The 24,625-nt window shown below is 40.9% G+C and carries 22 protein-coding genes and 2 pseudogenes; 20 read left to right on the forward strand and 4 right to left on the reverse strand.

Annotated elements, in window-relative coordinates; translation table 11 throughout:
* The first annotated feature begins 2 nt into the window (after positions 1 to 2).
* From CVT08_RS02565 to CVT08_RS02625, 14 genes and pseudogenes are all read left to right on the forward strand, one after another.
* Complete coding sequence (locus tag CVT08_RS02565; RefSeq protein WP_009294679.1) at positions 3 to 899, forward strand: PDC sensor domain-containing protein; 897 nt, start codon at positions 3 to 5, stop codon at positions 897 to 899.
* Entirely contained in the window at positions 896 to 1,507 is a 612-nt protein-coding gene (hisH, locus tag CVT08_RS02570) for an imidazole glycerol phosphate synthase subunit HisH (protein ID WP_107856392.1), read from the forward strand. The genes CVT08_RS02565 and hisH overlap by 4 nt, the downstream gene beginning before the upstream one ends.
* The gene (gene hisA / locus CVT08_RS02575) at positions 1,507 to 2,217 is read left to right on the forward strand and encodes a 1-(5-phosphoribosyl)-5-[(5-phosphoribosylamino)methylideneamino]imidazole-4-carboxamide isomerase (protein ID WP_107856391.1); all 711 of its coding nucleotides are present in this window, start codon (positions 1,507 to 1,509) and stop codon (positions 2,215 to 2,217) included. The genes hisH and hisA overlap by 1 nt, the downstream gene beginning before the upstream one ends.
* Positions 2,218 to 2,280: 63 nt before the next feature.
* A complete protein-coding gene (locus tag CVT08_RS02580; RefSeq protein WP_002939933.1) occupies positions 2,281 to 2,646 on the forward strand; it encodes a chemotaxis response regulator CheY in 366 nt (121 codons plus the stop codon).
* Positions 2,646 to 3,479, forward strand: coding sequence for a 50S ribosomal protein L11 methyltransferase (locus CVT08_RS02585; protein WP_107856390.1), 834 nt, complete (start codon positions 2,646 to 2,648; stop codon positions 3,477 to 3,479). Before CVT08_RS02580 ends, CVT08_RS02585 begins: the two co-directional genes overlap by 1 nt.
* Positions 3,472 to 5,397 carry an ATP-dependent zinc metalloprotease FtsH gene (ftsH, locus tag CVT08_RS02590; protein WP_107856389.1) on the forward strand — a complete coding sequence of 642 codons (1,926 nt, stop codon included), beginning with the start codon at positions 3,472 to 3,474 and terminating at the stop codon, positions 5,395 to 5,397. The genes CVT08_RS02585 and ftsH overlap by 8 nt, the downstream gene beginning before the upstream one ends.
* Position 5,398: 1 nt before the next feature.
* Positions 5,399 to 6,016: a phosphatidylserine decarboxylase gene (locus CVT08_RS02595; protein ID WP_107856388.1), complete on the forward strand. Its 618-nt coding sequence runs from the start codon at positions 5,399 to 5,401 to the stop codon at positions 6,014 to 6,016.
* 1 nt (position 6,017) lies between these two features.
* The gene (gene pssA / locus CVT08_RS02600; protein ID WP_103558772.1) at positions 6,018 to 6,749 is read left to right on the forward strand and encodes a CDP-diacylglycerol--serine O-phosphatidyltransferase; all 732 of its coding nucleotides are present in this window, start codon (positions 6,018 to 6,020) and stop codon (positions 6,747 to 6,749) included.
* A gap of 139 nt (positions 6,750 to 6,888) precedes the next feature.
* Positions 6,889 to 8,403, forward strand: a complete 1,515-nt coding sequence (locus CVT08_RS02605; RefSeq protein WP_107856387.1) for a 2-isopropylmalate synthase — start codon at positions 6,889 to 6,891, stop codon at positions 8,401 to 8,403.
* A gap of 337 nt (positions 8,404 to 8,740) precedes the next feature.
* Positions 8,741 to 9,763: an NADH:flavin oxidoreductase/NADH oxidase gene (locus CVT08_RS02610; protein ID WP_107856386.1), complete on the forward strand. Its 1,023-nt coding sequence runs from the start codon at positions 8,741 to 8,743 to the stop codon at positions 9,761 to 9,763.
* A gap of 232 nt (positions 9,764 to 9,995) precedes the next feature.
* A complete protein-coding gene (locus CVT08_RS10115) occupies positions 9,996 to 11,150 on the forward strand; it encodes a TonB-dependent receptor plug domain-containing protein (RefSeq protein ID WP_230855952.1) in 1,155 nt (384 codons plus the stop codon).
* Between the two features lie 32 nt (positions 11,151 to 11,182).
* Positions 11,183 to 11,983: pseudogene (locus CVT08_RS10120) on the forward strand (TonB-dependent receptor domain-containing protein); the annotation flags it as partial.
* A gap of 128 nt (positions 11,984 to 12,111) precedes the next feature.
* Positions 12,112 to 13,458: an FAD-dependent oxidoreductase gene (locus CVT08_RS02620; protein ID WP_107856385.1), complete on the forward strand. Its 1,347-nt coding sequence runs from the start codon at positions 12,112 to 12,114 to the stop codon at positions 13,456 to 13,458.
* A gap of 36 nt (positions 13,459 to 13,494) precedes the next feature.
* A complete protein-coding gene (locus tag CVT08_RS02625) occupies positions 13,495 to 14,172 on the forward strand; it encodes a DUF4272 domain-containing protein (protein WP_107856384.1) in 678 nt (225 codons plus the stop codon).
* A 197-nt stretch (positions 14,173 to 14,369) separates the two neighbouring features.
* On the opposite strand, the gene abc-f is transcribed toward CVT08_RS02625, so the two are convergent.
* The 4 genes from abc-f to galU are packed head-to-tail and all read right to left on the reverse strand — an operon-like array spanning position 14,370 to position 18,607.
* On the reverse strand, positions 14,370 to 15,959 hold the full coding sequence (abc-f, locus tag CVT08_RS02630; protein WP_107856383.1) for a ribosomal protection-like ABC-F family protein: 1,590 nt from the start codon (positions 15,957 to 15,959) through the stop codon (positions 14,370 to 14,372).
* Positions 15,960 to 16,019: 60 nt separating this feature from the next.
* Entirely contained in the window at positions 16,020 to 16,565 is a 546-nt protein-coding gene (locus CVT08_RS02635) for a DUF1287 domain-containing protein (RefSeq protein WP_107856382.1), read from the reverse strand.
* A 3-nt stretch (positions 16,566 to 16,568) separates the two neighbouring features.
* Entirely contained in the window at positions 16,569 to 17,789 is a 1,221-nt protein-coding gene (locus CVT08_RS02640) for a glucose-6-phosphate isomerase (protein ID WP_107856381.1), read from the reverse strand.
* The gene (gene galU / locus CVT08_RS02645) at positions 17,786 to 18,607 is read right to left on the reverse strand and encodes a UTP--glucose-1-phosphate uridylyltransferase GalU (protein ID WP_103557951.1); all 822 of its coding nucleotides are present in this window, start codon (positions 18,605 to 18,607) and stop codon (positions 17,786 to 17,788) included. The genes CVT08_RS02640 and galU overlap by 4 nt, the downstream gene beginning before the upstream one ends.
* Before the next feature lie 125 nt (positions 18,608 to 18,732).
* On the opposite strand from galU, the gene CVT08_RS02650 reads away from it, so the two are divergent.
* The 6 genes and pseudogenes from CVT08_RS02650 to CVT08_RS02675 all read left to right on the forward strand — a co-directional run bounded on the left by CVT08_RS02650 (position 18,733) and on the right by CVT08_RS02675 (position 24,419).
* Complete coding sequence (locus tag CVT08_RS02650; protein ID WP_107856380.1) at positions 18,733 to 19,368, forward strand: IMPACT family protein; 636 nt, start codon at positions 18,733 to 18,735, stop codon at positions 19,366 to 19,368.
* A 36-nt stretch (positions 19,369 to 19,404) separates the two neighbouring features.
* A complete protein-coding gene (gene lgt, locus CVT08_RS02655) occupies positions 19,405 to 20,220 on the forward strand; it encodes a prolipoprotein diacylglyceryl transferase (RefSeq protein WP_103599266.1) in 816 nt (271 codons plus the stop codon).
* Positions 20,221 to 20,339: 119 nt separating this feature from the next.
* The gene (locus CVT08_RS02660) at positions 20,340 to 21,038 is read left to right on the forward strand and encodes a fumarate reductase cytochrome b subunit (RefSeq protein WP_107856379.1); all 699 of its coding nucleotides are present in this window, start codon (positions 20,340 to 20,342) and stop codon (positions 21,036 to 21,038) included.
* A gap of 14 nt (positions 21,039 to 21,052) precedes the next feature.
* Complete coding sequence (locus CVT08_RS02665; RefSeq protein WP_107856378.1) at positions 21,053 to 23,071, forward strand: fumarate reductase flavoprotein subunit; 2,019 nt, start codon at positions 21,053 to 21,055, stop codon at positions 23,069 to 23,071.
* Complete coding sequence (locus CVT08_RS02670) at positions 23,064 to 23,783, forward strand: fumarate reductase iron-sulfur subunit (RefSeq protein ID WP_004317555.1); 720 nt, start codon at positions 23,064 to 23,066, stop codon at positions 23,781 to 23,783. Before CVT08_RS02665 ends, CVT08_RS02670 begins: the two co-directional genes overlap by 8 nt.
* Positions 23,784 to 24,123: 340 nt before the next feature.
* Positions 24,124 to 24,419: pseudogene (locus CVT08_RS02675) on the forward strand (restriction endonuclease).
* Positions 24,420 to 24,625 lie beyond the last annotated feature (206 nt).

The following is a 24,625-nucleotide window of genomic DNA, read 5'->3' on the forward strand; positions in this document are numbered from 1 at the left end:
TTTTGGTTATAAAAGATATTAAGAGATTTAGTGACACGAGATACAAGGCAAGGGCATATATCTGCTATTTATTTAGTAGAAATTTGCCAAACAGACTGCCTGGAGTCTGCTTAGAAAACATAAAAGCTGGCTTTGATAAGATCAGCCACGAGATAGAAAATTTTGATGCACTATACATCTTAGATGAAAATGGCATACAAATCGAAGACTCGATCAGCCTAAATGAAAAGTATAAAATTCCAAAAGGTGAAAATCGCGCAAATAAAGCTTACTACTACACCGCTGTGCGCGAGAAAAGGTGCGTTTTAAGCGATCCATATCCATCAAGTCTAAATGGAGGTTTGTGCGTCACAGCAAGCGTGCCTATCTACAATGAAAAAAATGAGCTTAAATTTATCGCTTGCATCGATATAAGCCTAGAAAATATCCTAAATATGGTCGATAGCGGCTTTGTTGAGGAGCATTTTGGTAGATTTTTAAAGACAGTTTATGCGCTCTTTTGTGCATCGCTTTTTATGATCTGTGCATTTTTATTTTGGCACGGTGTAAAGAGCTTTATCTCAAAGAGTATCGAGCATATAAATGTCGAAGAAATTTTTGAATCAACCATCATTTTAACGCTGGCTCTTGCCATTTTTGACCTTGTAAAGACGATATTTGAAGAAGAAGTTTTAGGCAAAAATCACGAAGAAAATAGCGTTATTTATAAGACAATGGTTAGATTTATCGGCTCTATCATCATCGCACTTGCGATCGAAGCGCTTATGCTTGTGTTTAAATTTGCTATCACCGCACCTGAAAATATCATAAATGCTATCTATCTAATAGGCGGCGTGGCGATGCTGATGGCGGCACTTAGCTTTTATCTCTTTAGCGTAAAAAGACAAGAGAACAGATGATTGCTATTATTGATTATGGCGCGGGCAACATCAAAAGCGTGATAAATGCTTTTAAATTTCTTGGGCATGAGTGCGTTTTGCTAAGTGAGCCTGAGAGTTTAAAAGAGCACTCACACATCGTTTTACCAGGTGTTGGAGCTTTTGGTGAGGCGATGAAAAAGCTCAAATTTAACGGCATGGACGAGGCGATAAAAGAGGCTGTGAAAAATGGCAAGGCTTTTATAGGAATTTGCCTTGGCATGCAGCTTTTGTTTGAAAAGAGCTTTGAATTTGGCGAGCATGATGGGCTTTCTCTTTTGCCAGGAGAGGTTGTTAAATTTGATGAAGCTAAATTTGATAAGCCACTAAAGATCCCACACGTTGGCTGGAATACACTCGAGTTTAAACAAAATAGCCCTTTAAGATTAGGATTAAAAGAGCTTGAGTATTTATATTTTGTGCATAGCTACCATGTAATCTGTGATGATAAATTTGCACTTGCAAAGACGGGCTATGGCTATGAATTTACAAGCGCGGTGCAGCATGAAAATCTCTTTGGCTTTCAGCCTCATCCAGAAAAAAGCCACGAGGTTGGGCTTAAAATTTTAGAAAATTTTGCGAGGTTGTGATGGAAATTTTCCCAGCGATAGATCTAAAAGAGGGGCAGGCGGTTAGGCTTAGTAAAGGGCTCATGCAAAGTGCTAAAATTTACAGCAACGAGCCAAGTGAGCTTGCTAAGAGGTTTGAAGGTTACGGCGCAAAATGGCTGCATGTGGTTGATCTTGACGGAGCATTTGCAGGAGAAGCTATAAATTTTAACACGATCGAAAAGATAGTAAAAGCTACGAATTTAAAGGTGCAAGTTGGTGGTGGCATAAGGGATGAAGAGCGCATAAAGCGCTATTTGGACCTTGGAATTAGCAGAGTGATCCTTGGCTCAGTTGCCCTTCGTGATCCAGAATTTACAGCAAAAATGGCTGGAATTTACAGGGTCGTAGTTGGCATAGATGCCAAAGATGGCTATGTGGCAGTGCAAGGCTGGGGCGAGGTTTCAAACATAAAAGCGGTCGATCTTGCAAAAAAATTTGCAGATGTGGGTGTAGAAGCTGTGATTTGCACCGATATTAACAAAGACGGAATGCTTGGTGGAGTTAATGTTGATTTTAGCTTGCAAATAGCTAGAAGCAGCAAGCTTGAGACTATAGCAAGTGGCGGTGTGAGCGATATGAACGACATTTTAGCACTTAAAGAGACAAATGAGATAGCTGGCGTGATCGTTGGTAAAGCTTACTATGAGGGACGACTTGATTTAAAAGATGCTTTCAAACAAGTTGGCTAGCGTTAAAGCTTTTATAAATTTTAATTAGCTAGAATAGGGCAATTTTTACTAAAAGGATATTATGTGAAGATTTTGGTTGTAGATGACAGCTCAACAATGAGAAGGATCATAAAAAATACTTTGCAAAGGTTAGGACATCAAGAAATTCTCGAGGCTGAGCACGGTCTTGAAGCTTGGAATATCTTGACGCAAAACGAGGGTATTGAGGTTCTTATTACTGACTGGAACATGCCTGAGATGAATGGTCTTGAGCTTGTTAAAAAGGTAAGGGCTGAGCAAAAATATGTTGATATGCCTATCATAATGGTAACAACAGAGGGCGGAAAAGCCGAGGTTATAACAGCTTTAAAAGCAGGTGTTAATAACTACATCGTTAAACCTTTTACGCCACAAGTTTTAAAAGAGAAGCTTGAAGACGTTCTTGGTTAATGAAAGATAAATTTTACGAATTAAGCATCAAAACATCAAATTTTTATGATGAAATTTTAGAGTTAGTTTTTTCTTTTGGGGTCACCTGTGTAGAAGAGCTAGATCATAAGATCATCATCAGGGAAGAGTATGATCTAAAAGATATAGCTTGGGGTGTCGAAGAGTATGCAAAAGGGCTCTCTAGTGTTCGTAAAATTTCAAATGATTTAAAAATTTCTCTTAATTTAAAAGAAAATAAAGACTGGCTAGGCGAATATAAAAAGGCAGTTAAGCCTATTTTGGTTGATAAAATTTATATTAGACCTAGCTGGGAAGAGCCACTTAATGGCGTAACAAATATAATAATCGACCCAGCTCTAGCCTTTGGTTCAGGGCACCATGAAAGCACAAATTCTTGCTTGCAACTTTTACAAAAATATGCAAAAAGTGGTGATAGCGCTTTAGATGTGGGATGCGGAAGCGGGATATTAAGCATAGCTTTAGCAAAGCTTGGCTGCAAGGTCGATGCCTGCGATACAGACGAGCAGGCGACGCAAAGTTCGCTAAGTAACGCCCAGCTAAATGAGGTTAAATTTAATAAAATTTGGACAGGTTCTATTGCAAATTTAGAGCAAAAATATGATATCGTCGTAGCAAATATCATTGCTGATGTCATTTTTATGCTCTCAAATGACTTGAAAAAATCGCTAAAAAAAGGCGGCTATTTAGTATTGTCTGGAATTTTGAACAAATACGAAGATAGGATTAAAGATACGTTTAAGGATTTGGAGCTAGTTGAGATAAAACAGGCTAATGATTGGGTTAGCTTTGTTTATAAGGAAATGGATGAATAATCAAAATAATAACCAAAATAATGGCGATAATAACGGGTTTTTCAACAAAAATCCCATTTTTATCTTTGCTATTTTTGCGATAGTTATAGTTCTAGCTTTTAGAAGCTTTAGTGGCGACGGACTAGGCGGCTCATTTGGGCTTGGTAGCAACGCTCAAAGCAAGATGGTGGCCTACTCCGAATTTAAAGATATGCTAAAAAATAAGCAACTAAATGAGGTTGCGATATCTGAAACCACGATAAAAGGCGTTGGTAGTGACAAAACCATCTATCTCGCAAAGCGCATAAATGATCCAACGCTCATTGGCATACTTGAGCAAAACGGTATAACTTACAGCGTTTATAGCGAAAATAACTGGTTTGGAGATCTTATATTTTCATGGATCATACCGGTGTTTATATTTTTTGCTATTTGGATGTTTATCGCTAGTCGTATGCAAAAGAATATCGGCGGTGGCATACTTGGCATAGGAAGTGCAAAAAAGCTTATAAATTCTGAAAAACCAAAAGTTAAATTTGACGATGTTGCAGGAGTTGAAGAGGCAAAAGAAGAGGTTCAAGAGATAGTTGATTATCTAAAGAGCCCAGATAAATATCTAAGACTTGGAGCTAAAATTCCAAAAGGTATTTTGTTAGTTGGCCCTCCAGGTACTGGTAAAACGCTTCTTGCAAGAGCTGTTGCAGGCGAGGCTAGCGTGCCGTTTTTCTCTATGTCGGCATCAAGCTTTATAGAGATGTTTGTTGGCGTTGGCGCAAGTAGGGTTAGGGATCTTTTTGAAAATGCAAAAAAAGAGGCCCCAGCGATTGTATTTATAGATGAGATCGATGCGATCGGTAAGAGCAGAAATTCTGGTCCGATGGGTGGCAATGACGAGAGAGAGCAGACGCTAAATCAGCTTCTTTCTGAGATGGACGGCTTTGATGCGGACAAGTCGCCAGTCATCGTCATAGCAGCTACAAATAGACCTGAAGTTTTAGATGCTGCACTTTTAAGACCTGGTAGATTTGACAGGCAAGTGCTTGTTGATAAGCCTGATTTTAAAGGACGTTGCGACATCTTAAAAGTCCATATGAAAGATGTGAAAATCGGCAAAGATGTAAATATCGAGGATATCGCAAGGCTTACTACTGGTTTAGCTGGCGCTGATCTTGAAAATATCATAAATGAGGCGGCACTTCTTGCAGGACGTAAGTCAAAGACTTTTGTCGAGCAGGCTGATCTGGTAGAGGCTGTCGAGAGATCTATAGCTGGCCTTGAGAAAAAATCACGCCGCGTAAATCCAAAAGAGAAAAAGATAGTCACTTACCATGAAAGCGGCCATGCCCTGATAGCTGAGCTAACAAAAGGTGCAAAAAGAGTGACAAAAGTCTCAGTCGTGCCACGCGGTCTTGCAGCACTTGGCTATACGCTAAATACGCCTGAAGAGAATAAATTTATGATGCAAAAGCATGAATTACTTGCAGAAGTGGATGTGCTTTTGGCTGGTAGGGCTGCTGAAGAGGTCTTTATAAAAGAGATATCAACTGGAGCTAGCAACGACTTAGAGCGTGCAACTGATATCATAAAAGCTATGGTTAGTATGTATGGTATGAGCGATGTTGCCGGTCTTATGGTACTTGAGAAGCAACGCGCGACATTTTTAAATGGCGGACAAAGCATAAAAGACTATAGCGACAAGATGGCTGAAAAAGTCGACGAGTTCGTAAAAGCACTTCTTCATGAGAGATATACGGCTGTGCTTGGTCTTCTTGAAATTTATAAAGGTGCCATTGAAAACATGGTCTCAGCACTTTATGAAGAAGAGACTATCGAGGGAAAAAGAGTTAGAGAGATCATCAAAAACTATGAAGAAGAAAATGGTCTTGAAAGCAGGCTTGTAGAGCTTGAAGAAGAGGAAAAAGGCAAAAAAGAGGAATAAAATGAGTGGTTACATCGCTAAAGCAGGGTATAAATTTATATTATTCTTTTTGATTTTATTTGTTATATCTGTTTTATTTGGTATTGCGCCGCTATTTTTTATAGCGTTGCTTCTTTTAACTCTTTATTTTTTTAGAGATCCTGAAAGAGAGCCTTTTACTGACGACAAACTAGCCTTACTTTCACCTATAGATGGCAAGATAAAAGAGATCAGCGTTTCAAATTTTGATGATAAAGAGGTGGCTAAGATAGTTATCTCAAAGCCATTTTTTGGCGTAGGTACGCTAAGAGCGGTGAGCGATGCAAAAGTTATTGATATAAAAAGAAGGCACGGACTATTTTTGTGCCAGGCTATGAAAATTTCAGAGATGCTAAATGAAAGAGCGATAATTCGTTTTGAAAAAGGAAATATCAAATTTGCTATGAAGATCATAGCTGGAGTTTTTAGTAGAAGTTTAGAAATTTATAACATTACCAGTCTAAAAGCCTCTAGAAAATTTGGCTTTTTAGGAAGCGGCGAAGTGATATTATACTTGCCAAGAGATACTAAAATTTGTGTAAGTGTTGGCGAGAGCGTTAAAGCTGCTTCACTTCTTGGATACTTTGAAGAGGAAAAATAAAATGAATAGCTTACAAAAAATGCAGTTAATGTATATCTTGCCAAATTTATTTACCGCAGCAAGCGCTTTTTTGGGCGTTATAAGCATCATTTCATCTATTCAGGGAAACTATTTTAAAGCTATTATTTACATCATTCTTTCACTGATTTTAGATGGACTTGATGGACGCGTGGCAAGACTTACAAAGACTACAAGTAAATTTGGCGTGGAGTTTGATAGTCTTGCAGACCTTGTAGCATTTGGCGTGGCTCCAGCGATCTTGTTTTATCTAACAGTTGGTGCAAAATTTGGCAGATTTGGTGCACTAATAGCAGCTATGTTTGTAGTCTTTGGAGCTATTAGACTTGCTCGTTTTAACGTCACCACCGGCACATACGAGCCAAATGTATTTATCGGACTTCCTATACCATCAGCAGCTATCATTGGAGTGCTTTGGGTTGGTATTTATCTAAAGCATGATTTTTTATATGGCTTTGAGTGGTGCTTGATACTACTTGAAGCGGTTTTGGCTATCTTGATGGTTAGTAATATCCGCTACCCAAGCTTTAAAAAGATGAATTTAAAACAAACTCATGTTATACGAATTTTAGTAGCGCTCGTGGTTGTCTTTTCTATGCTTTATCTATATCCTTACGAGAGTGCGACCTTTTTGATGAGCGTTTATATGCTTTATGGTATTATTAGAGCGGCTATAATGTTTAGCAAAAATCACAAAAAAAAGGAGAGCGAATGAGCGAAAATGGCATAATAAAATCGCGTAAATTTTTACCAAAAATCGAAATCAAAAACTCTCTACTGCTGCTACTTAGGTAGCAAATTCTTCTTTACTTAACTCATTAAATTTAAATATAAAAAATAATAAAAGGAAAAAAATGGATAAAAATAAAATTATAATCTTTGATACGACTTTAAGAGATGGCGAACAAAGCCCAGGAGCTTCTATGAACACAGCTGAAAAGCTTCAGATCGCACTTCAGCTTGAAAGACTTGGCGTTGATGTGATGGAGGCTGGATTTGCAGCGGCTAGTCCAGGGGATTTTGACGCGGTAAATCAGATCGCAAAGCAGGCCTCAAATATCACAGTTTGCTCGCTTGCACGTGCAGTTGAGCGTGATATTAAGGCAGCTGGCGAGGCACTAGCTCCAGCAAAAAATAAAAGAATTCACACCTTCATAGCAACAAGCCCGATCCACATGCAATACAAGCTAAAAATGAGCCCAGACGAGGTGATCAGGCGTGCGGTTGAGGCGGTACAATACTCAAAAACATTTTGCGATGACGTAGAGTTTAGCTGCGAGGATGCATGCAGAAGCGAGATGAACTTTTTAAAAGAAATTTGCGACGCAGCGATAAACGCAGGGGCAAAAACCATAAACATCCCAGATACGGTTGGCTACTTGTATCCAGAGGAGATCACAGCTCGCATTAGTGAAATAGTAAAATTTATAGGCGATAGAGCGGTAGTTTCGGTGCATAACCACAACGATCTAGGCATGGCTACGGCAAATTCGCTAGCCGCCATAAAAGCTGGTGCAAGGCAGGTTGAGGGCACGATAAATGGCATAGGTGAGCGTGCTGGAAATGCTGCGCTTGAAGAGATCGTGATGGCTATAAAAACTCGCCAGGACGTATTTGCGCCACTTTACACAGGCATCATCTCAAAAGAAATTTATCCAACTTCAAGGCTGATCGCTAGCATCACAGGCATCGAGCCACAGCCAAACAAAGCAATCGTTGGCAAAAATGCCTTCGCGCACGAGAGTGGCATCCACCAAGATGGCGTGCTAAAACACAAAGAGACCTACGAGATCATCAGTGCTGAAAGCATTGGTTTAGAGAAAAATTCACTTGTTCTTGGCAAGCACAGCGGCCGTCATGCGTTTAAAGATAAGCTTGCTAGCCTTGGATTTGACCTTGATAGCGAGGCGCTTAATAAGGCATTTGAGAAATTTAAAGACTTGGCGGATAAGAAAAAAGAGATATTTGACGACGATATCAGGGCGCTTGTGGCAGAAGAGATCACCAAGATCCCGCAAGCTTACGAGATCACGGACTTGCTTCAAAGTAGCGGTGGCAGCTTAGCAAGTGCCTCTATGAGCATCAGGCACAACGACGAGATCGTTAGTGACTCAGCCCTTGGCAATGGCACTGCTGATGCGATATTTAAGGTAGTTGATCGCATTAGTGGCATTAGTGGCACACTAAAAGACTACAAGGTCACAGCTGTTTCTCAAGGCAAAGACGCTCTTGCAAAGGTTGATGTAAAAGTTGAGTTTGAGGGCAAAACAGCCGTAATGGGTCACGGACTTGATATCGATACGATGATGGCAAGCGCTAAGGCCTATGTTGGCGCACTAAATAGCTACCTCCGCATACATAAAAACTAAAATTTTTGGCTGGCTGCTGAATTTGCAGCTGGCTACTTTAAATTTAACTCTCTTTGAATAAAGGTTTAAATTTATTGGTTTTTAAATTTCTAAATCTTTACCAATTTGAAAATTTAATCAAGCTATTTTTGAAAATTTTAAAATTCCATTCACCCCTAAGAATTGACTACTAAATTTAGATCTCGCAAAGCTCACCACTAAATTTAGAGCCGTGATATGTTTGCTCATAAAATTTAAAATTTACTAAGCACTTTTAGGGTTAGAAAACGCAAATATTTATAAATCCAAGAATTTAAACAAATATCCTAAAATAACCAAAAAATTTAAAGGAAATTTCATGCAAAATAAGCTTTTTACGCCGCTTAAGATAGGTGGCATCGAGATCAAAAACCGCATTATCATGGCTCCGATGTGCATGTATGAGGTCAAAAAAGATGATGGCCGTCCAAGGTGCTTCCACAAGCTCCACTACGCTACAAGGGCGATCGGCGGCGTTGGTATGATCATAGTTGAGGCGACGGCTGTTGAGGCGCGTGGCAGGATCACTAAAAAAGACCTTGGGCTTTGGAATGACGAGCAGATCGAGGCTCACGCGGAGCTTGTAAAGGGCTGCGCTAAATATGGCGCCAAAATGGCCATCCAGCTAGCTCATGCTGGCAGAAAGGGCACGTGTGAAGGCATTATTGCGCCAAGTGAGATCAAATTTAGCGATGACTACGCCACGCCAAAAGAGATGAACGCACAGGATATCGCAAGCGTAAAGCAAAGCTTTATAGATGCCGCAGTGCGTGCAAAGAGCGCAGGATACGAGGCTGTGGAGATCCACGCAGCGCATGGATATTTGATAAATCAATTTTTATGCGCTGGCACGAATAAACGAGATGACGAATACGGCGGCACTTTTGAAAACCGCATAAGATTTTTGGTTGAAATTTTAAAAGAGATAAAATCAAGAGTTGATATTGCAGTTGGCGTTAGGATCAGTGCAAGTAGCTGGCTTAAGGGCGACTGGGACGTAGAGGAGAGCGTAAAGCTAGCGCGTGAGCTAGAGAAAAATGGAGCTGACTTTATCCATGTCTCAGCTGGCGGAGTCTACGCAAATGTCGATGCCGCGCCAAAATTTACCCCACTTTATCAAGCAGGCTACGCAAAAGCGGTGAAAAAAGCAGTTAAAATCCCAGTTATCGCAGTCGGACTCATCACAAAGGCAAGCGAGTGCGAGGCGTTGCTGCTTGGTGATGTCTGCGACGGCGTGGCGCTTGGCAGGGAGCTACTACGCAACCCATATTTTGCTTTTGGCGCCATGAAAGAATTTGGAGAAAGCGAAAAGATAGAAAACGCCTATAAAAGGGCATACTAAGATTTTATGGCAAGGTGAGATCCTTGCCAAATTTCACTTTTCTTAAACAAAATATCCAAAATTTACTTGCTATTTTTTCTACACAGCAAATAGAAATTTCTATATTTATAGCTATAAAATCGCATTTATTTTAAGTTTTTACCTAAAATTTATATTTAAAATTATAATATTCAATCTCAAAATTAGATTATAAACTAAAATAGTAATTTTAATAATCAAATTAGGAGGAGAGATGGGATTTAAGGGCTTATTTAAGCTTTCTCTTGCAGCAAGCGTGGCAGTTTGCGCAAACGCAGCAGGCGAGAGCGTGCTAAGCGGTGTTGAGGTGACAAGTAGCAGTGGTGGATACGGCGTTGATGATATCAAAATTTCAACTAGAAACGCTGGTCTGGCAAAAGACGTGATGAGGGACATCCCTGGTGTCTACGTGGGCGGCACAAACGGCATGAACCAAAAAATTTATATGCGTGGTGTGAGCGATCGCGGCCTAAATATCACGGTAGATGGCGCAAAACAAAATGGAAACACCTTTCACCACAACGCCGACTTATTGATCGATCCTGATCTCATAAAAGCTATCGACGTCGAGGTTGGCTCAAGATCGGTCGTAAATGGCTCTGGCGCGCTTGGCGGCTCGGTCGCTTTTAAAACGGTCGACGCAAGGGACTTGCTTGAAAGCGGTGAGAAGATCGGCGCAAAGATAAAGACAGGATACGCCTCAAATAACAGCGAATTTTCTCAAGGTCTTATGCTCTTTACCGCCCCAGTTGAAGGGCTCGATTTTATAGCAGCTATTAATCACAAAGGTTACGGCTACGGCAAAAGTGGCAATAAAAGAAAGATAGGCGGCGACGGAAACGACCTTAGCTATCTTCTAAAGCTTGGTTATAGCTTCCTTGACGCGCATAGAATTTCTATCTCAAGAGAGCATAATGAATTTAAGGGTCTTTATCCTATGAGGGCCGAGTTTGGCAGCTGGTATAGTGACTCAAATGCTGTTGATAACCGCAAATATGAGCGCGATACGACAACGCTAAAGTATGAGTATAAGCCTAGCGATCTTTTAAATTTAGAGGTAACAGCATATAACACCGAGCACAAAAAAGATGACCCAGTCTTAAAAATTTTAGGCGTAAAGACAAACGGCATAAATGCAAAGGCTAAAAGCGTAGTCGAGAGCGGCGCTTTGACGCAGACGTTTAGATATGGCGCTGAGTTTTATCAAAGTAAAAATTTCAACAAACCAGATAATAACTACCCAGAAAAGGTAAATAACTACTCAGTTTATGCAGAAGATGCGCTAAATTTTAACTCGCTAACCATCACTCCATGCATCAGATATACGCACCATGAGCTAAAAGCTACGACGGCAGAGCTGGAAATGTAAAGAGCTACACCTATAAATTTAATGAATTTACGCCAGCACTTGCGCTTGATTATGAAATTCTTAAAGGGCTAAATGCGTTTGCAAGCTATGCAAGAGTCTTTAGAGGGCCTGACGTCATGGAGTCGATGATGGCAGGTGGAAGCAGAAACTGGGAAGCAAACAAAGATCTGAAACCTACAACTGGCAACAGCTACGAAACTGGTCTTAAATACCACGGCGATATAAATGAAGCTAGCTCATATAACCTCTCTGCAAAATATTTCATAACAAAATATAAAAATTTAATAGTTGATAACAACACAGCAAATGGAGCTTTAAAGAGGATAAACGCTGGCGGAGCTGATATAAGCGGTATCGAGCTACTTGCAAGGCTAAATTTAGACGCACTTAGCCTAGCTGCTAGCTACACTCATCAAAATGTAAAATATAAAGATAGAGTCGCAAACCCAGCAAGGGGCGGATACTACACTTCAAACATCATCGGCTACCGCGATCAAGGAGATAAATACACATTTAACGCAGAGTACGCATTTTCAAGGATCGATACGCTAATAGGCTACAACCTAATCTACTTTGCTTCAAAAAATACCGTCTCAGCTGGCGACGACAAGAGCGTCAAGATACCAAGCTATGCAGTTAGCGACATCTACGCTACCTATGCGCCAAGCAGCGGTAAATTTAAAGGGCTAGAGATAAATGCTGGAATTTACAACCTCTTTAACAAAGCATACGCTTCGCAGTCACAAAGAATGGCTGATTACACAGGCAGACAAGACACGATAGACTGGGAGCCAGGTAGAAATTTCAAGGTAAATGTCTCTTATAAATTTTAGCTTCATGGCAAGGTGAGATCCTTGCCAAATTTCACTTTTACACAGCCTATTTTTCACGCCTCGCTTTTTGCTGTTTGATTTAAATTTAATATAGTATCATTTGTGCGACTAAACTTTCAGGGGAGAAAATGAGGCAAAAGCACTTTGAAGTGGCAATTGTTGGAGCGGGCATTAGCGGGACGGCACTCTTTTACGAGTTGGCTGCATTTAGCGATATAAAAAAGGTCGCACTTTTAGAAAAATATGACGGCGTAGCGACGCTAAATTCAAGCGGCAAGGGCAACTCGCAGACCATCCACTGCGGCGATATCGAGACAAACTACACGCTAGAAAAGGCAAAAAAGGTCTCACAAGTGGCAAACATGCCGGTAAAATACGCTCTAAAATACAACTTAGATGGTAAATATATGTTCGCTCATCAAAAGATGACGCTAGCCATCGGAGATGCCGAAGTAGAGCGCATCAAGGAGCGATATGAGAGCTTTAAAGAGCTATTTCCTTATCTTGAAATTTATGACAAAGAGAAGTTAAAGCAGATCGAGCCAAATGTCGTTTTTGACGCAAATGGCAACGAGCGCCCAGAAAACATCATCGCCATTGGTGCGCAAAATGGCCAGTATACGACGATGGACTTTGGTGGCGTGGCAAATTCGCTCGTGCAAAATGCGCTAAATTTAGGTGGGGAGGGCTATGAGATCAGCCTAAGTTCAGAAGTGACTGACATGAAAAAGGTGGGCGATACATTTCACATCAAGATAAATGACGGCGAGGTGATCACCGCAAACTACGTCGTAGTCGATGCTGGAGCGCACTCGCTATTTCTAGCTCACAAGATGGGTTACGGCCTTCATCTTAGCACGCTGCCAGTTGCTGGGAGCTTTTATTTTGCTAACAAGCGCCTGCTAAACGGCAAAGTCTATATGGTGCAAAACGACAAGCTGCCATTTGCCGCACTCCACGGCGACCCAGACATCCTAGCTAATGGCAACACTCGTTTTGGACCAACAGCCCTTGTCATACCAAAGCTTGAGAGATTTCACGGAAATTCTAGCTTTTTTGACTTCTTAAAGTGCTTAAAATTTGATAAAAACGTCCTTGACGTCTTTACAAATTTACTTAAAGACGATGACATCAGGTCCTATATCCTAAGAAATTTCTTGTTTGAAGTGCCATTTATCAACAAAAAAGAATTTGTCAAAGACGCCAGAAAGATCGTGCCAAGCCTAAGCGAAAACGACCTAAGCTATGCTGTAAATTTTGGCGGTGTAAGACCGCAGGTGATCGACCGCAACAAAAAACGGCTTGAGCTTGGCGAGGGCAAGATCAGCACAGGCGAGGGCATAAGCTTTAACATGACGCCAAGCCCAGGGGCTACTAGCTGTTTTAAGACGGCAAGGGCTGATATGGAGGAAATTTGCAAATTTTTGGGTAAAAATTTCGACGAAGAGAAATTTAACGCCGAGTTTTTTGGGTAGAAGTGAGCATTTGATATTTTTAAAAAAGGTGTAGATATGTCAAAAACAGCACAACAAAGAAAAGATGAGAGCATAAAAATTTTAAAACAAGAGGGAGTGGCAGTGCTTGAGAGCTTGCCGCTTCGCTACGAAAACAGTGAAGTTACGCCAAGAGACGTGGACGAGATAGTAAGGCGTGCAGTTTGTTCATTTACAGCGATCATGTGTGCTTGCACGATCCGTGATGAGGGCTCTTTGGGCAAAGAAAATATGGCGTGGGCAAAGAGCTTTTTAGGCGATGCCTACGAAGGACTTAGCGTAAAAGAAAAAGAGGTCATTGAGGATAGAGCTGATATGGACACGGCTGTGAATATGGGCTGGAAATATGAGTCGCTTTGGGTACTTCTTTGGGCGCTTGGCATCGCTGAAGATATCGGCCAGATGGATAAAATTTGCGACTGTGAGTTTGTGATGAACGTCTTTAGAGATGGTGGGCTAAAAAGCCGCTCAAAGCTTCGTAGCATGGATGAAATTTTAAGCAAACTTGATCTAGTTTATCGCTACCACTGGGCGTGCGTAAATGCAAGAGTAAATGGCAAAAAAGCGGCCGGACTTGATGAAGAGGTCGTTATGGAGAGGCGTGCAGGACTTGAGTGGTTATGCTGCAAAGGGCAGGAAAATGACGACTTGAGCACTGAGTTTAACTGCTGGGACTATCCTGATCTAAACACTTGATCTAAGAAATTTTAAGCTCAAATGAGCTTAAAATTTATCTTAATGTAAATGCTATAGGAAAGCGAAGATATCGAGCTTCTTTTGGCTTTGGAAACTCAGAGTTTGCTTTCTACCTCGCTTTTAATAAGTGGCTAAAATGCTCATATATATATCGCAATAAGCTTAACTAGCTTAGTACGGTTTAAACGGTAGAAAAACTAACTCTCAAGTCCTAAATTTGCTCTGTATTCTTCGTATGTGCCTTTAAAATCAACGACTTCGCCATTACCTTTTAGGTGTAAAATTCTATTTGCAAAGGCGTCTATCAGCTCCCTGTCGTGGCTCACGCAGATGACTGAGCCATTGAAGTTGTAAAACGCCTCACCAAGCGCGATGATAGCCTCGAGGTCGAGGTGGTTGTTTGGCTCGTCCATAACAAGCAAATTTGGTCTATGAAGCATGAGCTGAGCTAGTCTTACTCGGTGTTTTTCGCCACCGCTTAGCGCTCCGACTGCTTTTTCTTGCTCAGCGCCACTAAAAAGCATCCTGCCAAGGCACTTTCTGATCTCGTCGATGTCCTTGTTTTTGGCATCTTGTAAGTACTCATAAAGCTTTAGCTCGCCATCTATCTTATTTACCGTATCTTGCGCAAAATATCCTAGCTCGATGGTCGCACCTATATGCACTTCGCCCGCGTCAGGCTTTATCTCGCCCATTATGATCTTACAAAGTGTGCTTTTACCAACGCCGTTGTGGCCGATGATAGCTAGTTTGTCGCCCTTTTCAAGCTTAAAGTTAAAGTTTTCAAATATCACTTTATCATCAAATTTCTTGCTTACATTTTTAAGCTCTATTAGCTCATTGCCTATCTCGCGGTTTGCACGAAATAGTATGCTTGGATCACGCCTGCTTGATACTGCGATCTCTGCTATGTCAAGCTTTTCAAGCTGCTTAGCACGTGAAGTCGCCTGCTTTGCCTTGCTCGCATTTGCTGAAAATCTCGCGATAAATTTCTCCAGCTCCTCTTTCTCTTTTAGCTTCTTGTCACGCTCCATATCATGCTGCTTTGCGATCAAATTTGCAGCCATATACCAGTCGTCGTAGTTGCCTGAAAACTCGCGAATTTTCTTAAAATCCACGTCCAAAATATTTGTGCAAACTCTATTTAAAAAGTGCCTGTCGTGGCTGATAACCACAAGCGTGCCCTCGTGGCGGTTTAGCTCGTTTTCTAGCCATGCGATCGCGTCTATATCAAGGTTGTTTGTTGGCTCGTCTAAAAACAAGATGTCTGGCTTTGGAAAGAGCACCTGGGCTAGCAAAACCTTAACTTTATCTGAGTTTTCGACCTCGCTCATAAGCTTATCAAATTCATTTAGCCCTAGCGAGCTTAAAATTTTTTCTATCCTAGTCTCATACTCGTAGCTTGGATCCTCCTCAGCGCTTATCATCTCAAGCTCGCTTAAGCGCTCATTTATCTCATCTGTAAATTCCTCACTCATATAGAGCTTCTCTTTCTCTTTGACAGCGTTGTATAGGCGTTTGTTACCATAAAGCACCGCATCTTTTAACGTGAAATTTTCAAACGCAAACTGATCTTGCCCAAGCACGCCAACTTTTAGTCCATTTTCTATGATGATCTCGCCGCTAGTTGGCTCGATAGCTCCGCTTAAAATTTTTAAAAATGTCGATTTACCAGCGCCATTTGCACCGATGAGCCCGTATCTGTTGTGGCGATTTAGCTTTAAATTTACATCCTCAAATAGCAAACTACTTGCAAATCTTTGAGTAAGTCCCCTAACTTCTAACATTATTTTTCCTTGAATTTATTTTTTGCGATTTTGCCTTAAATTTGATTAAAAAGCCATTTGCTACTTTAGCCTAAAATGCCCCGTGATCTTGTAGCTATAAAGTATGTTTTCTTCTTGCACACCAGAGCCGATATTGTGAATGACAAGCGGTATTTTGGCGTAAAATTTATCTGAGATCACGCCGATGTGAGGCAAATTTCCTGGTAGCGTCCAAGTGACGATATCGCCTGGTAAAAATTTATCATCACTTACCTCAAAACCTTTTCTTTTTAGATAGGTAGCGATGTTTAAAACACGCCTGTGATCGATGTTTTTATCAGCCTTTTTAAGTCCCCATTTTTTAGGATAAGCTGAAAAATTTTTGCTCATATCTTCAAAAATGAGCCTTTGCAGATCCATATCTTGATGCCGCAAAGCCCTTACTACAACGTCGGTACAAACGCCCTTTTTGATATCCACGTCGCCCATTGGGTAAGCGAGCCGCTCGTAGCTTGGATCGTAACTTATCGTCACGCCGATCTGCGATCTAGCGTCATTTACAAATTTATTCGCCGAAAAGGCAAAAATTTGCGTGGCAAAAAGAGCTAAAAGTAGAAATTTCTTCATTTTCTACTTTAAAAGCATGGTTTTTAAGATACGTTTTCCTATCTCAACGCCTGGCTGATCGTATGTGTTGATGCCTAGCATGATACCAGTGGCTGAGGTTAGTAGCTCGTAGTAAAAAATGAGCCAGCCAGCGTGAAACTCATCAAGCCTCTCAAGCGTGATCGTATCGACACTTATGCCCTCTTGCACCAGCGCCATAGCCGTCGCGTCGCACTGCAAATTTATAAGCTCATTTAGGCTTAGACCCGCCACAAAATCGCACTCTTCAAGCCCTTTTAGGCTCAAATTCGGGATAGTCTTGTCGCTTGCGTGATCTTTTATCTTTATAAATGTCACACTCTTATCTTTTACGCCGTCCATGATAAGCTGCAAAAAGCTGTGTTGATCACGACTGCCAACAAGTCCAACTGGCGTAAGGCCTACCCTTTTATAGCCTCTTTTTTTACCAAGGCTCTCAGCCCAAAGCTGCACGTACCAGTCGTTAAATTCAAAAAATCTATCGCAATAGCTAAAAATGACATTTATGCTGGCATTTCTGCTAGTAGCGTAGTGGTAGGCTTTTGCGACTATGGAGCTATCTTTTTGCTCGATGTATTGCTTCTTGCAAGCAAGCGCGCCATCTAAAAGTGCCTTTATATCGTAGCCACAGATACCAAGAGGCACAAGGCCGATCGCACTTAGCACGCTAAATCTCCCACCAACATTTTTTGGGATATTAAAAAATTTAATGCCATTTTCTTTGGCAAAATTTTCTAAATTTGTGCCTGGATCAGTTATGATGAGGAAATTTTTGCCTAAATTTTGAGGCTTAAAGTCATCAAGTAAGCACTTAAAAATAGTGATCGTCTCGATCGTGTTGCCTGATTTTGAGCTTATTACAAAAAGCGTCTCGTCAAATTTAACCCCATCAAGCGTGCTTTTGTAGCTACAAGGATCGACATTGTCTAAAAATAAAAGCTCTCTTTTTATCCCCTTTGTGCCTTCAAGCATTGATTTTAGCGCTTTTACGCCAAGACTGCTGCCGCCAATGCCAACAAGTACTACATTTTTGATATGAGCTAGCCCCTTTTCATACTCCCGGGTCTCGCCAAGCAAATTTTGCCCAAGAGCTGGTAGGTGGTAGTAGCCTATCTCGCCGCTTTCGTACTCGTCGTTTATGCGTTTGGCGTAGGAGTCGATGACCTCGCTGCTTGCAAAGTTAAATTTGAATGAAGTCTCTATCATTTACTGCGCTCGTAAAAGAAATTTGTAGCCTCGACAAAGCCATCGATACTGCCACAATCAAACCTTTTGCCCTTAAATTTATAAGCTAGCACCATGCCATCTTTTGCCTGCGTTTTTAGTGCGTCTGTGATCTGAATTTCTCCGTTTTTGCCTGGTTTTGTTCGCTCTAAGATGTTAAAAATATCTGGCGTTAGGATGTAGCGCCCAATTATCGCTAAATTTGTCGGAGCCTCAGCAGGATCAGGTTTTTCAACCATATCATCAACCATTATAAGATCATCTTCTATAAACCTACCACTTACGACGCCATAAGACTTGGTCTGCTCTTTTGGCACTTCCATCACAGCAACTACGCTGCAGCGATACTTTTCATAAATTTTAACCATCTGCGAAAGCACGCCCTCGCCGTTTTCATTTATGCACAGATCATCTGCCAAAATGACCCCAAAAGCCTCGTCACGAACTAGCGTTTTACCCGTATAAATGGCGTGTCCAAGCCCTTTCATAGCATTTTGCCTAGTAAATGAAAACGTGCATGAGTTCATTAAATTTCTAACTTCGCTAAGCAGTGACTCTTTTTGGCTGCCTGCGATCTCTTTTTCTAGCTCGTAGCTAATGTCAAAATAGTCCTCAAGCGCCCTTTTTCCGCGTCCTGTGACAAAGGCCATATTATCCATGCCGGCCTCAAGCGCCTCATCAACGCCGTAGTGAATGAGCGGTTTTGTAAGGATCGGTAGCATCTCTTTTGGGAGCGATTTTGTAGCTGGTAAAAACCTCGTTCCATATCCAGCCGCTGGAAATAGGCAAGTTTGTATCATTTTAGTCCTTCGTGAAAAATTGCAAAATTCTACTATCTTTTCCTTAATAATATAAATTTGTCTGAATTTACAAGGCTTTAATTAGCAAATTGATAAGATTTTTAAAATTTTAAAAAAGGGCAAATTTGCAGACGATTGATAGGATTTTTAAAGCTCAGCTTGATATAAAAAAGTCAAATTTCTTAGCATTTTTATGCCCGATAAGCTCGTTTAAAAGCTTGCATGAGCGCCTAAAAGAGGAGCATTTTAAGGCTGTTCACGTAGTTTGGGCGACAAGAGAGCTAAACAAATACGGGCAAATAGTCGAAAATCAAAGTGATGACGGCGAGCCAAAGGGCACTAGCGGCCAGCCAAGTCTAAATGCCCTGCGTGGCGCCAAACTAATAAACGTTGGGGTCTTGATAGTTCGCTACTTTGGCGGGATAAAGCTTGGCACTGGAGGGCTTGTAAGAGCCTACTCAGGGGCTGTGAATGAAGCGATAAATGAAGCGATAAAAGATGGTGGCGTGATCAAATTTGAGATAAAAGATGAGATCAAATTTTTTGCCCCTTTTTCACTGATGAGCCGTTTTGAGCACTATTTTTCCACTAAAAATTTAAGTGAATTTGAAAGAGAATTTAATGATACTGGAGCGATCTGGAGCGTAAATTTAAACGAAGCCGAGTTTGCTGAGCTGTTTAAATTTTGCAAAGAATTTGAAGCAAGCGAGTTTAAATTTCTAGCCTTGCCACTTGGTAGCAAAGCGCTGTTTATTTATTAATTGTAAAATCGCATAAATTTAAAAAGAAAGTAAAAAATGGAAATTTGGAACGACATTTATAACCACTTTAACCCAGTCGCCTTTAGCCTCTTTGGCTTTAGCGTGCATTGGTATGGGCTTATGTATATTTTGGCCCTTGTTTTAGCACTTGCCATGGCAAAGTATCTCGTTAAAAAAGATGATATCCCTATATCAAATCAGCTTTTGGATAACTACTTTTTTTGGGTAGAGATAGGCGTTATTTTGGGCGCTAGACTTGGCTGGGTTTTAGTTTATTCAGGTGAAGCAAGTTACTATCTAACGCAGCCTTGGCAAATTTTTAACCCTTTTCACAACGGCGAGTTTATAGGAATTCGCGGTATGAGCTATCACGGCGCCGTGGTTGGCTTTTTGCTAGCGACAATTTTATTTTGCAAAAGATATAAGCAAAACGCTTGGCAGCTACTTGATCTTTGCGCCATCTGCATACCTTTTGGCTACACCTTTGGCAGGATAGGAAATTTCTTAAATCAAGAGCTTTTTGGACGCGTCACAGACGTGCCTTGGGCAATAAATGTCTTTGGTCAGCCAAGACATCCAAGCCAGCTTTACGAGGCATTCTTAGAAGGTTTAGTTATTTTTGTCATTTTATTTTTATATAGAAAATATAAGAAATTTAATGGTGAACTCATAGCACTTTATGCCATTTTATACACATTTGCAAGATTTATTTGCGAGTTTTACAGAGAGCCTGATTCTGGACTTGGATTTATTATCTTTGGTCTATCGATGGGGCAAATTTTATCACTTATTATGTGTGGGCTCGGAATTTTTGTCTATATTAAACTTTATAAGAGTTTTACGAAAATTTAATGTCAATATTTAAAATTTATTAAAGTAAAGTTCTGATAACATTAGCTTTATCAATTAATGCTAATGTTTAAATTAGTATTAAGAAATGATAACTTATTTCAAATTTCTTAGGAGGGCTCATGACCGGGCTTATAGAAGGTTTTTTGGGGAAACGGTCGGACGGCAAAAAAAGCCGCACTCCAGCCGCTTGGGATAGATGGCAAAGTATTACAGGATTTATTCTAGCCTGTTTCATATTGTGCCATATGGTTTTTACTTCTACTATACTACTTGGCAAAGACGCATTTAACGCTGTCGTAGGATTTGCAGAGGCTAAATTTTTATTTGGCGAAGCTACTTGGTGGATCACAAATGTTATAGCTGCTGTTATCTTTGTAGTTTTTGTTACTCACGCCTTCTTGGCAATGAGAAAATTTCCTGCAAATTTTAGACAATACCTAATGTTTAGAGGCCATAAAGACCGCATGAAGCACCTTGATACCACACTTTGGTGGTTCCAGTTTTTAACAGGCTTTGCTCTATTTTTTGCAGCAAGCGCCCACATAATCGATATCATCTTTGGTGGTCACATCACTGCTGACAAATCAGCCGCTGCGTTTCACAAACTAGAAATTTTCTACTTCGCTCTACTTGTTTTCATGGTTGTTCATGCTGGCATTGGTATGTACCGCTTATATGTTAAATGGGTAAGCATAGATGGCGTAAACAAACACGAAATGCTCGCAAAAAGAAACAAGGCAAAAACTGTTGTATTTGCTGTTTATGGAGCACTTGCTGTGATCGCTTTGATCGCCGATTTCGTGTGGATCAGCCACTAAAAAGGAGCTAGAAGATGAATGTAAAATATTATGACGCATTAGTAATTGGTGGTGGTCTAGCCGGTCTTAGAGCTGCTGTGGCTGCCGGAGAAAAGGGCTTAAGCACCGTAGTTTTAAGCTTGATCCCTGTAAAACGCTCTCACTCTGCTGCTGCACAAGGCGGTATGCAAGCAAGCCTTGGTAACTCTAAAATGAGTGAAGGCGACAACGAAGATGTCCACTTTGCTGACACAGTAAAAGGTAGCGACTGGGGTTGTGACCAACAAGTTGCACGTATGTTTTGTCAAACTGCTCCAAAAGCTATCCGTGAGCTTGCAGCTTGGGGTGTGCCTTGGACTAGGATCACAAAAGGTGAAAGAAGCGCTATCATCAACGCTCAAAAGACAACTATCGTTGAAAAAGAAGAGGTTCATGGCCTAATCCACTCACGTGACTTTGGTGGTACAAAAAAGTGGAGAACATGCTATACAGCTGACGCAACTGGTCACACCATGCTTTTTGCTGTTGCAAACGAAGCGCTTAAACACAATGTAGAAATTCACGACCGCAAAGAGGCGATCGCTTTGATACACCAAAACAACCGCTGTTACGGCGCAATCGTTCGTGACCTAGTAAATGGCGAGATCACAGCTTATGTTGCAAAAGGTACACTTATAGCAACTGGCGGATACGGCAGAGTTTATAAACACACTACAAACGCTGTTGTTTGCGAAGGTATCGGTGCTGCGATCGCACTTGAGACTGGCGTAGCACAGCTTGGTAACATGGAAGCTGTTCAGTTCCACCCAACTCCGATCGTCCCATCTGGTATTCTTTTAACAGAAGGCTGCCGCGGCGATGGCGGAATTTTACGTGACGTTGATGGCTACCGCTTTATGCCTGATTATGAGCCTGAGAAAAAAGAGCTAGCTAGCCGTGACGTCGTTAGCCGCCGTATCATGGAGCACATCCGTGCAGGCAAAGGCGTGCCTAGCCCTTATGGCTATCACGTTTGGCTTGATATCTCTATCCTTGGACGCGAGCACATCGAGAAAAATTTACGTGACGTTCAAGAAATTTGCGAAATTTTTAACGGCATCGATCCTGCTGACACTGAAGTATATACTGACGAGACAGGGCATCAGCGTGGCAAAGGCTGGGCGCCGATCCTGCCTATGCAGCACTACTCAATGGGTGGCATCAAGACAAAACCAACTGGCGAGAGCCCAACACTAGCTGGTCTATTTAGTGCTGGCGAGGCTGCTTGCTGGGATATGCACGGCTTTAACCGCCTTGGTGGTAACTCAGTTTCTGAGACAGTTGTCGCTGGTATGATCGTTGGTGATTATTTTGCAGATTATTGCGCTAGTCACGAGATAGAGATAAATACAGCTGATATCGAGAAATTTGTTAAAAAACAAGAAGACTATCTAAATAGCCTCGTCACAAAAGAGGGTAAATTTAACGTCTTTGATATCAAAAACAAGATGAAAGAGGTAATGTGGGAACACGTTGCGATATTTAGAACAGGCAAAGGTCTAGAGCTTGCTGTTAAAGAGCTTGAAGCACTTTATAAAGAGTCACTTGATGTAAAAGTAAGCAACAAAGCACTATTTGGCAACCCAGAGCTTGAAGAGGCTTACCGCGTGCCAAAGATGCTAAAACTAGCGCTTTGTATCGCAAAAGGTGCGCTTGATAGAACAGAGAGCCGTGGTGCTCACTGCCGTGAAGACTATCCAAAAAGAGATGACCTTAACTGGCTAAACAGAACACTTACAAGCTGGAAAGAAGGCGACACTATGCCAACTATCACTTATGAGCCACTTGATATCATGAAGATGGAGATGCCGCCAGCATTTAGAGGTTATGGTGCAAAAGGAAATATCATCGAGCATCCAAACAGTGCTATCCGTCAAAAAGAGGTCGATGAAATTCGCGAAAAAATGCAAGCTGAAGGCAAGAGCAGACAAGAAATTCAAGAGGCTTTGATGCACTATGACCTTCAACCAAAATATAAAGCACCAAATGAAAGAGCAGGTATAGGAAATGAGTAGAAAAATAACCATAAAAGCTTTTAAATACAATCCTTTAAGCAAAGTTTCAAAGCCTCATTTTGCGACTTATGAGCTTGAAGAGACTGATGGTATGACGCTATTTATCGCGTTAAATCAAATTCGTGAGAAATTTGATCCGGATCTCAGCTTTGACTTCGTTTGTCGTGCGGGAATTTGCGGAAGTTGTGGCATGCTAGTAAATGGCAAACCAAGCCTAGCTTGCAGAACCCTAACAAAAGACTTTGAAAGCGGTGTCATAGAGCTTATGCCTTTGCCAGTCTTTAAACTACTAAAAGATCTAAGCGTAGATACTGGCAACTGGATGAATGCTATGAGTAAGCGCGTCGAGAGCTGGATACATACAGATCACGAGACAGATATCTCTAAGCTTGAAGAGAAAGTTGAGCCAGAAGTCGCTCAAGAAGTTTTCGAGCTTGATCGCTGCATCGAGTGCGGAATTTGCGTCGCATCTTGTGGAACAGCTATCATGAGGCCTGACTTCATCGGTGCTGTTGGTCTAAACAGGGTTGCGAGATTTAAGATAGATGCGCTTGATAAGAGAACTGACGAGGACTTTTACGAGCTAATCGGCGATGACGATGGAGTATTTGGTTGTATGACTTTGCTTGGTTGCGAAGACAACTGCCCAAAACACTTACCACTTCAAAGCCGTATAGCTTATATGCGTAGAAAAATGGCTGCTATAAAGTAGCAAAGGGGCTGTAAAAAGCCCCAAATTTATTTAAAAACTCTACAAACAGACACCAAGATACAGATACAAATATCTAACGCTGCAAATAAGAAAAAGATAAATATTAAAAGCGGAAACGACAAGACTAAGCCCATTATATAGGCAAGTGGCAAAGTAATAAAAAATAAAAGATCAAATCCGGTGCTAAAGTAAAAAAATAGTACAAACAATGAAGCGATCACGCTCATAAATAAATTGATATTATCAGAGAAAAACTCTGTTAGACTTACATATTTCATGCGGTGATTATAGCTTTTAAGATTACAAAAATTGATGAAAATTTTTCTAGCATTTTAGAAAAATGGACTATGAAACTGGAAGCCTTACAAACAAAGGACCAGATGGCGGGGTAGATGGCATAATAGACGAAGATGAGCTAGGACTTTCTAAAATTTACATCCAAGCAAAGAGATATAAAGATAGCAGCAACATCACTAGCCAAGAAATTCAGCAGTTCATCGGCGCTATTTCAAATAAAAACACCAAAAAAGGGTCTTTATCACAACGGCTAAATTTACAAAAAATGCCGAGGAATTTGCCAAAAATAATCAAAATTTTAGCGTTGTCTTGATAATGGCGACAGGCTATCTGAGCTAATGATAAAGTTTAAAGTCGGAGTCCAAACAGGTCAAATTTATGAAATTTGCAAGATCGACACTGACTTTTTTGAAGAAAGTATTTTTTAAATAGTCGCCATTCGCTACTCCATTTGGTTTGTTGCCTCTAGCAAAATTTTACAGCTTAAAAAGGCAAATTTAGCTTCTCATCGCCCTTTTTATCAGCTAAATTTACCAAAGCAAAAC

Source organism: Campylobacter concisus (assembly GCF_003048835.2).
GTDB classification, from domain to species: Bacteria; Campylobacterota; Campylobacteria; order Campylobacterales; family Campylobacteraceae; genus Campylobacter_A; species Campylobacter_A concisus_D.